Raw genomic sequence first — 7,892 nt, forward strand, 5'->3', positions numbered from 1 at the left:
CGACAATGTGTATACCTCCTCTTACCTATCAGACCATTAGAAAAATTTTACCATAGTTTCTTTTGTCGGGAAAGTAGCTAGCTCAGACTAAAGAACATTAACCGGGTCAATGTCGACTATGATGTCGCGGCGACAGGCTATACTTAAGATGGCTAGCTGGTGGGTTACTTTGGACAAAACCTGAGTTTTTATGAGGATATTAACACGAAAGACATCTTTTATTTTATTAACAGAAGCCGGAAATGGACCAATAATTGAAGTATCTGCCATAGCTAATGCCTGAGTAAGCTCTGCTGCCAATTGGTTAGCATTACGGTGAACAGTTACCTCGTCAGCGGCATGAACAGTTATTTTTACTAAATTTGCGTAAGGTGGATAGTTTAACTGATGGCGGAAGGAAATTTCATTTTGATAAAATGTCAGATAATTATGGTCTGCGCCGGCGGTTATGGCATAGTGTTCCGGGTTATAGGTCTGCATGACTACCCGGCCGGTTTTGGTGCCACGCCCGGCCCGCCCAGCCGCCTGAGTCAGCAGGGAAAAGGTTTTTTCAGCTGCGCGGAAATCGGGTAAATTAAGGGCAGTATCTGCCGAGATAATGCCAACTGCCGTTACATTGGGGATGTCATGCCCTTTGGCTACCATCTGGGTGCCGAGGAGAATATCATACGTTCCGGCGGCGAAGGCAGACAGTATCTTGTCATGAGCCATTTTGCCACCAGTAGTGTCCTGGTCCATACGCACAATTCTAGCTGCCGGGAATGAGGCGGCCAGCGCCTCTTCTACCTTTTGCGTACCGGCGCCAAAATAGCGAATATAGCGGCTGCTGCATTCCGGGCAGGTATCGGGTACGGTGTGCCGTTCTTGGCAATAATGGCAGCGCAAAACGTTAGCCGGGGCATGATAAACCAGCGAGATGTCACAGTGGCGGCATTTGAGAACATGGCCGCATTCACGACACAGGACAAATGTAGAATAGCCGCGACGGTTAAGCAGGATGATGGCCTGTTCGCTTTTTGCTAACGTTTCAGTCAGCATATCCTGCAGGGCCTGCGAGATGACGCTGCGGCGGCCTTGTGCCAGTTCCTGACGCATATCCACAACTGTAACCGCCGGCATCGGTGTATTGTCCACCCGCTTATTCATAGGAATTAGTGTATATTCCCCTTGGAGTGCCTTGTAATAGGTCTCAACGGCAGGTGTAGCACTGCCAAGCACAACAACAGCTCCGGCCAGTCTCGCTCTGGCTAACGCCACCTCCCGGGCATGGTAGCGGGGTGTTTCTTCCTGTTTATAAGTAAATTCGTGTTCTTCATCTATGATTATTAGACCTAGATGGCTCACTGGGGCAAATAATGCCGAACGGGCGCCAATGACAATTCCAGCGTGGCCTGCCTGCAGACGGCGCCACGCATCATGCCGTTCACCTACAGCCAGTTTGCTGTGCATGACAACAACGTCTTCGCCGAATGCAGCTTTGAAACGGGCGACAATTTGGCTTGTCAGCGCGATCTCCGGCACTAAGACTATCGCCTGGCGTTTAAGCCGCCTTGCCTCGGCGACTGCCTTGATGTAGACCAATGTCTTACCACTGCCGGTAACACCATGGATTAAGAATGAGCTGTGAAGTCCGGTGTTTATTGCCGGTACAATTAAACTTAATGCATGAGACTGCTCCGGTGTCAGGTTGACTTCAGGCGATCTCAGGCATCCTCCGGCGTAGCTGTTCCGGAATAATGGTACACGGCGGGTAGTGATGAGACCCTGCTCTGCCAATTTTTTTACAGTATCCTGGGTAATACTGAGGTCGCGTAATTGAGTGGCGCTGAGCTCGTCCTTCGTATGTAACAGCGCGCTGAGCAACCGGCGTTGTGCTCCCTTGGTTTTGGGGAGGTTTTGCTCAATTTGCGCGGCTGCTTCCCTGCTTACAGCTAAATTAATCAGTGTTGTTTCGTTGGCCTTACCACGTTTGCTTACCGTGTCGGCATTGACAATTAGTTTATGCTGTAAAAAGAATTTTATCATGGTGTCCGGGTTAATTGCCAGTTTAGCAAAGTCAGTTAGTGTGACAGGGCCATGTTCATATATGTAGGTAAGCGCAGTACGATACTCTTCCGGTTTATTGCTTAGTAAAGCGGCGGTCTGCTCAACATCAACGCCGTCAGGAGCTTGATATGCCTTTTGTGTTTTAATACCGGACTGACCGGGAATAAATAGCCGCATGGCTTCACCCAATGAACACAGATAATATTCACTTAGCCATTTGGCTGTTTCCAGCATATTGCTGTCAAACCAGGGATAATCATCTAAAACATCCAGGATGGGTTTTAAGCCTTCAGTGTTTTCAAGTGCCAAGCCAATGATAAAGCCTTCAACCTTACGGTTGCTAAAAGGTACAAGAACCCGTGAGCCCACTCCAATACCGGGTAAGTGGGCGGGAATAATATAAGAGAATGGCTTATCAAGGCTACGGGTCGGAATATTGACAATAACCTGGGCAGTATTTGACATGTTTTCACCACTTATTCGAATAAAGAGAAGGGGACTGTGCAGTCCCCTCTTTAATTTTAGTTATATATTCGCTTTTTAATTGTCAAATACCTGCTACCGGTTTTCGGGGTAATGAGCGGCCATTTCCCATTCAAGCCCGGTGTCCATCGGCAAACGCTTAAAAAAACGTTTGGTACGGTGTCTTCGCAGCGGCGAAAAATGGAGCTTCATTAAGCGCACTTCCTAACCCTGGATGGAGTAGCCAAGTGATTGTAAGGTTTCTTCAATATATCCGCTAGAGGTAATTGATTCGTCATGGTTGACCGCCACTTGATGGGAAGTTAAGTCCACCTTAACTGAGGAAACACCGTGAAGATGGGACAATGTATGCTCAATACGATCCCGGCAGTGGTCGCCTTTGAGGCCCCCAACACGGTAAATGGATTGTTTGGTATTTTTCTGTGTAGCCAACGGAATACCCCCCTTTTTACTGAAGTGAATGTCCAGCATTGTTAGTATTACCATTGGTCGATAATTAATTAGTTATATATTAGCTTCTTTACGCAGAACCTCAGCTTTGTCGGTTTGTTCCCAGGGCAGGTTAACATCAGTGCGGCCAAAATGACCATAGGCAGCAGTCTGACGATAGATAGGACGCCTAAGATCAAGGGATTTAATAATACCCGCCGGCCTTAAATCAAAGTGTTTATTAATGAGTTCGACAATTTTCAGCTCAGCAATCTTAGCTGTACCAAAAGTTTCCACCATTACAGAAACCGGACGGGCAATACCAATGGCATAAGCCAACTGAATTTCGCATTTGTCAGCTAAGCCTGCGGCAACAACATTTTTGGCTACATAGCGGGCAGCGTAAGCAGCCGAACGGTCAACCTTTGTTGGGTCTTTGCCCGAGAAAGCGCCGCCACCATGCCGGGCCATACCACCATATGTATCTACAATGATTTTACGGCCTGTTAAACCGGCATCACCTTGCGGACCACCGACTACAAAGCGGCCGGTAGGATTGATGTAATATTTTGTTTTGGCATCTAAGAGCTGCTCAGGAACGATGGGGATGACAACTTTAGCAATAAGGTCTTTCTCAATTGTTTCACGGTCTACTTCCGGGCTATGCTGAGTAGAAACAACGATGGTGTCGATACGCACTGGTTTGCCATCCTCGTACTCAACAGTGACCTGGGTTTTGCCATCAGGACGCAGGTAACCGAGTTCACCGTTTTTGCGGACTTCAGACAGCCTGCGCGCCAGTTTATGGGCTAAAGCGATGGGTAACGGCATATATTCGGGGGTTTCGTTGGTGGCATAACCAAACATCATGCCCTGATCACCTGCACCAATTGCTTCAATAGTATCCATGTCGCCCTGTTTGGCTTCTAAGGCCTTGTCTACCCCCATAGCAATATCCGGTGATTGCTCATCAATTGAGGTCAGCACACCACAGGTTTCGCCATCAAAACCATATTTGGCGCGAGTATAGCCGATATCCTTGATGGTTTCCCGGACAATTTTGGGAATATCTACATAGCAAGTAGTAGTAATTTCTCCCACTACATGCACAATACCGGTAGTTACCAGTGTTTCGCAGGCTACCCGGGCTGACGGGTCATGAGCCAGAATAGCGTCAAGAACACTGTCAGAAATTTGGTCGGCGATCTTATCAGGATGGCCTTCAGTTACAGATTCAGATGTAAAGAGCACACGTTTTTTTTCCAAAATAACAATCCCTCCTAGTTTGATCTAAAAAAGAAAAACCCCCGCAAGGGAGGCGTGATTTTTCACTCCCATCTTACGGTCTTGCCGCCGGAATTGGCACCGTTTTCAGCAGAATACTGCTAAATGGTTGCCGCGGTTTCATCGGGCCAGTCCCTCCACCACTCTTGATGAGTATAAGATATTCAATTTTCACATCAGAAAAATTTTAATCTAATTTTGAAAAAAAATCAAGTAGAATTTGTCAGCATTGCACATATTTTGTCTATAATAATCTCTGCCACCTGATATTTACTTTGCTGAGGCAATTCTTCCACCATACCGTCTTTGTGGATAACCTTGACAATATTAGTGTCAAGGTTAAAGCCGGCGCCAGGTAATGTGACATCATTAGCAACAATCATATCAAGATTTTTGTTAAGCAATTTTTTGTGGGCGTGTGCAATAAGATCTTCGGTTTCAGCTGCAAAGCCAATCAATAGCTGCTGCTTTTTTCGTTGGCCTAACTCGCGCAGGATATCCGGGTTTTTAATGAGATTCAGGGTTAGAGTGTTGCCGGTTTTCTTTATCTTTTGCTCAGCCGCCAATTCGGGGCGATAGTCGGCAACGGCGGCCGCTTTAATTACAACATCAACAGTGTCAAACTCAGCTAAAACCGCAGCGTGCATTTCTGCGGCTGTTTCTACCCGTTTTATGGTAACGCCAGGCGGTGAGGGTAACGCTGAAGGGCCGGAAATTAGAATAACCTCGGCACCGCGGGCAACTGCAGCCTGGGCCAGTGCATAGCCCATTTTGCCGCTGGAACGGTTGCCGAGATATCTGACAGGGTCGATGGGTTCCCGCGTGCCAGCGGCAGTAACCAGCAGGCGTTTGCCGGTCAGTTCATGTCTGGTATGTAAGAGAGAAATTAAGTTTTCAACAATTAATGCTGGTTCTGGTAAGCGGCCAGGACCTTCGACCCCACAAGCTAACATGCCGGTGGCAGGTTCAATAATATGATACCCCAAGCCCTTCAATTTTGCTAAGTTTTGTTGAGTAATCGGATTAAGAAACATATTCGTATTCATGGCTGGTGCCAGCACAACGGGTGCTGTAGTAGCCATTACTGTAGTGGTAAGCATGTCGTCTGCAATACCGCCTGCTATTTTGCCAATGATATTGGCTGTTGCCGGAACAATAATAAATAAATCTGCGCGAGAAGCCAGTGCGATATGTTGAACATTCCATGTTTTAGGTTCTTCCCACATGTCGGTAATTACCGGATTACCGCTTATCTCGCGGAAGGTAAGCGGCGTGACAAATGCAGTGGCGGATTTGGTCATAATGACATAAACATTATGACCGGCTTTTTTTAAACGACTAACAACGTCTACGGCTTTATAGGCTGCAATACCGCCGGAAACTCCCATGACAATAGTATGACCTGCGGACATTGTCTCCTCCTATTTAATACCAGTTTTGGTGCGTTCGTACGTAATCTTTCCTTGGGCAATTTCTTCCAGGGCAATTGTTACCGGTTTGTTGGATTTGGATTCAATCAAAGACGGCTTCCCATCCATAATCTCTCTGGCCCGTTTGGCAGCAAGTACTACCAGTGTGTATTTACTATCAACTTTTTGTACTAAAACATCTAAAGACGGATTAATCATTATGTCTCCCCCTAGCCTATTTACTTGAAGGTGCCACGTGCTCGGTACATATGCATTTTGAATGGTAGAGGCTATCAATTAAATCGGAATTACGTTCTGCCCGAAATTTTTCGGCCGTAATTATGGTTTCAATTCTTTGTACAGCTGCAGCTACCTGGTCATTAACCACAATATAATGATAATTGTGCGCTAGTTTAAGTTCACCGCTTGCACAACTTAAGCGATTTTGGATTACATCAGGACTGTCAGTACCGCGTTTATAAATTCTATCAGCCAGTTCATCGAGTGAGGGAGGGACAATGTACACATAAACACCTTGCGAAAAATTATCTTTTACCTTCATGGCTCCCTGGGTATCAATTTCCAATACGACATCATAGCCGCATTTTAGCTGATCCAGTACATATTGGCGTGGTGTTCCATAGAAATTTCCGTAAACTTCGGCCCATTCCAGTAACTCGCCATTCTCAATCATGGTTTTAAATTGATTTTTGCCAGTGAATAGGTAGTTTACCCCATCTACCTCTCCCACTCGCGGCGGGCGTGTAGTGGCTGATATAGAGTATTTCAGACGGGGATTGCTACGCAGCAACTCACGACAAATAGTCCCTTTACCGGTGCCTGATGGACCGGAAATAACAATCAAAATTCCTTGCTGCGCCATAGGCAATCTCCTTTCAAATGGTTATTCGGCAGCTTCATCACTGGTATCTTTGCTGGTTAGACGGTGGGCTACTGTTTCTGGCTGTACAGCCGATAAAATGACATGGTCGCTGTCAGTAATGATAACTGCGCGGGTCCGACGTCCATATGTAGCGTCAATAAGCATCCCACGGTCACGCGCTTCCTGGATAATCCTCTTGATGGGAGCAGATTCTGGGCTGACAATAGAAATAATCCTATTTGCCGATACTATATTGCCAAAACCAATATTAATCAATTTTATATCCATTAAGACTCCTCCTATATGTTTATAGGCTATAGACGTAAGCTCCTATATTACTCTATGTTTTGGATTTGCTCTCTGACCTTCTCAATCTCACTTTTAATTTCAACGACCACATTGGCAATTGTGGAATCGTTTGCTTTAGAAGCTATAGTATTTGTTTCCCTGTTAATCTCTTGGACAATAAAATCAAGCTTTCGGCCAACCGCTTCAGGTGCTGAAACAGTCGCCTTAAATTGTGATAAATGGCTTTTTAATCTTACAATTTCTTCAGTAACATTAGTTCTATCAGCAAATATAGCTGTTTCCTGGAGCAATCTGGTTTCATCAGGTTCTGACCCTACCGCGGCTAACAGCTCCCGCATGCGGTTTAGCAGTCTCTCACGGTATTCGACAAGGATTTGTGGCGCCCGCTCTTCCACAGTGGCGATATAAGTGTACAGTTTGCCAACCCGTTCTAAGAGGTCTTGCTCAATATTAGCTCCTTCTGCCTCACGCATTTTCATGAGATTTATAACTGCTGAATTAATGGCCGATGCCAGCTTAGGCCACAGTTGCTCAACGTCTTCTGCTACTTCCTCCACTTTGAGCACATCAGGGTATTTGGAAAGGTGAAAGATATTATCGCTGGTAGGCATTTCAAAAATACCGGCTAATTCTCTCATTGCATTATGGTAAGCCATTGCCAATTCTTTGTCAACCCTTACTGTCCGTTTCTTTTCACCATATTCATCGACTGTGATAAAAGCGTCTATCCGTCCGCGTAAAATTGTATTGGCAATACCGCGGCGGACTTTGTCCTCAAGACTGCCTAACGCTTTGGGCAGTCGAATAACAATCTCGTTATACCGGTGATTTACTGCTTTAATCTCGACAACAATCCGATGGGTCGAATCAATATATTCACCCCGGCCAAATCCGGTCATACTTTTTAGCACGAAAACGGCACCTTCCTTTGCGTATGGTTATTATTGACGAATAATACAATTTTAACCCGTAGATTTTTACTGTTACTTCGCTTTGCCCGCCCTAAATCCCTTTTTACCAAAAAAATAAATGGAGATATACTCCATTTT

8 protein-coding genes and 1 riboswitch are annotated in these 7,892 nt (G+C 45.8%); all 8 genes read right to left on the reverse strand.

Annotated features, from left to right (window positions below):
- Window positions 1-87: 87 nt before the first annotated feature.
- Window positions 88-2,511: a primosomal protein N' gene (gene priA, locus VN379_RS00150; protein ID WP_325529585.1), complete on the reverse strand. Its 2,424-nt coding sequence runs from the start codon at window positions 2,509-2,511 to the stop codon at window positions 88-90.
- A gap of 222 nt (window positions 2,512-2,733) precedes the next feature.
- Window positions 2,734-2,961, reverse strand: coding sequence for a heavy-metal-associated domain-containing protein (locus tag VN379_RS00155; RefSeq protein WP_325529587.1), 228 nt, complete (start codon window positions 2,959-2,961; stop codon window positions 2,734-2,736).
- Window positions 2,962-3,033: 72 nt separating this feature from the next.
- Entirely contained in the window at window positions 3,034-4,224 is a 1,191-nt protein-coding gene (gene metK / locus VN379_RS00160) for a methionine adenosyltransferase (RefSeq protein WP_325529589.1), read from the reverse strand.
- Between the two features lie 65 nt (window positions 4,225-4,289).
- Window positions 4,290-4,398: riboswitch (SAM riboswitch) on the reverse strand.
- 53 nt (window positions 4,399-4,451) lie between these two features.
- The gene (gene coaBC / locus VN379_RS00165; RefSeq protein ID WP_325529591.1) at window positions 4,452-5,654 is read right to left on the reverse strand and encodes a bifunctional phosphopantothenoylcysteine decarboxylase/phosphopantothenate--cysteine ligase CoaBC; all 1,203 of its coding nucleotides are present in this window, start codon (window positions 5,652-5,654) and stop codon (window positions 4,452-4,454) included.
- Window positions 5,655-5,663: 9 nt separating this feature from the next.
- The gene (gene rpoZ / locus VN379_RS00170; RefSeq protein WP_325529593.1) at window positions 5,664-5,870 is read right to left on the reverse strand and encodes a DNA-directed RNA polymerase subunit omega; all 207 of its coding nucleotides are present in this window, start codon (window positions 5,868-5,870) and stop codon (window positions 5,664-5,666) included.
- Between the two features lie 16 nt (window positions 5,871-5,886).
- On the reverse strand, window positions 5,887-6,534 hold the full coding sequence (gene gmk, locus VN379_RS00175; RefSeq protein WP_325529595.1) for a guanylate kinase: 648 nt from the start codon (window positions 6,532-6,534) through the stop codon (window positions 5,887-5,889).
- A 21-nt stretch (window positions 6,535-6,555) separates the two neighbouring features.
- On the reverse strand, window positions 6,556-6,822 hold the full coding sequence (gene remA, locus VN379_RS00180; protein WP_325529597.1) for an extracellular matrix/biofilm regulator RemA: 267 nt from the start codon (window positions 6,820-6,822) through the stop codon (window positions 6,556-6,558).
- Window positions 6,823-6,869: 47 nt separating this feature from the next.
- Window positions 6,870-7,754 carry a YicC/YloC family endoribonuclease gene (locus tag VN379_RS00185; protein WP_325529599.1) on the reverse strand — a complete coding sequence of 295 codons (885 nt, stop codon included), beginning with the start codon at window positions 7,752-7,754 and terminating at the stop codon, window positions 6,870-6,872.
- Between the last annotated feature and the right edge of the window lie 138 nt (window positions 7,755-7,892).

Origin of the sequence: Sporomusa sp., assembly GCF_035561255.1 — a bacterium.
In the GTDB taxonomy this organism is placed as follows: Bacteria; Bacillota; Negativicutes; order Sporomusales; family Sporomusaceae; genus Sporomusa.

Excerpts from the sequence above, each read along its gene's own strand:
- gmk (WP_325529595.1), bottom strand. The coding sequence starts at position 6,534 with ATGGCGCAGCAAGGAATTTTGATTGTTATTTCCGGTCCATCAGGCACC.
- priA (WP_325529585.1), bottom strand. The coding sequence starts at position 2,511 with ATGTCAAATACTGCCCAGGTTATTGTCAATATTCCGACCCGTAGCCTT.
- coaBC (WP_325529591.1), bottom strand. The coding sequence starts at position 5,654 with ATGTCCGCAGGTCATACTATTGTCATGGGAGTTTCCGGCGGTATTGCA.
- remA (WP_325529597.1), bottom strand. The coding sequence starts at position 6,822 with ATGGATATAAAATTGATTAATATTGGTTTTGGCAATATAGTATCGGCA.
- rpoZ (WP_325529593.1), bottom strand. The coding sequence starts at position 5,870 with ATGATTAATCCGTCTTTAGATGTTTTAGTACAAAAAGTTGATAGTAAA.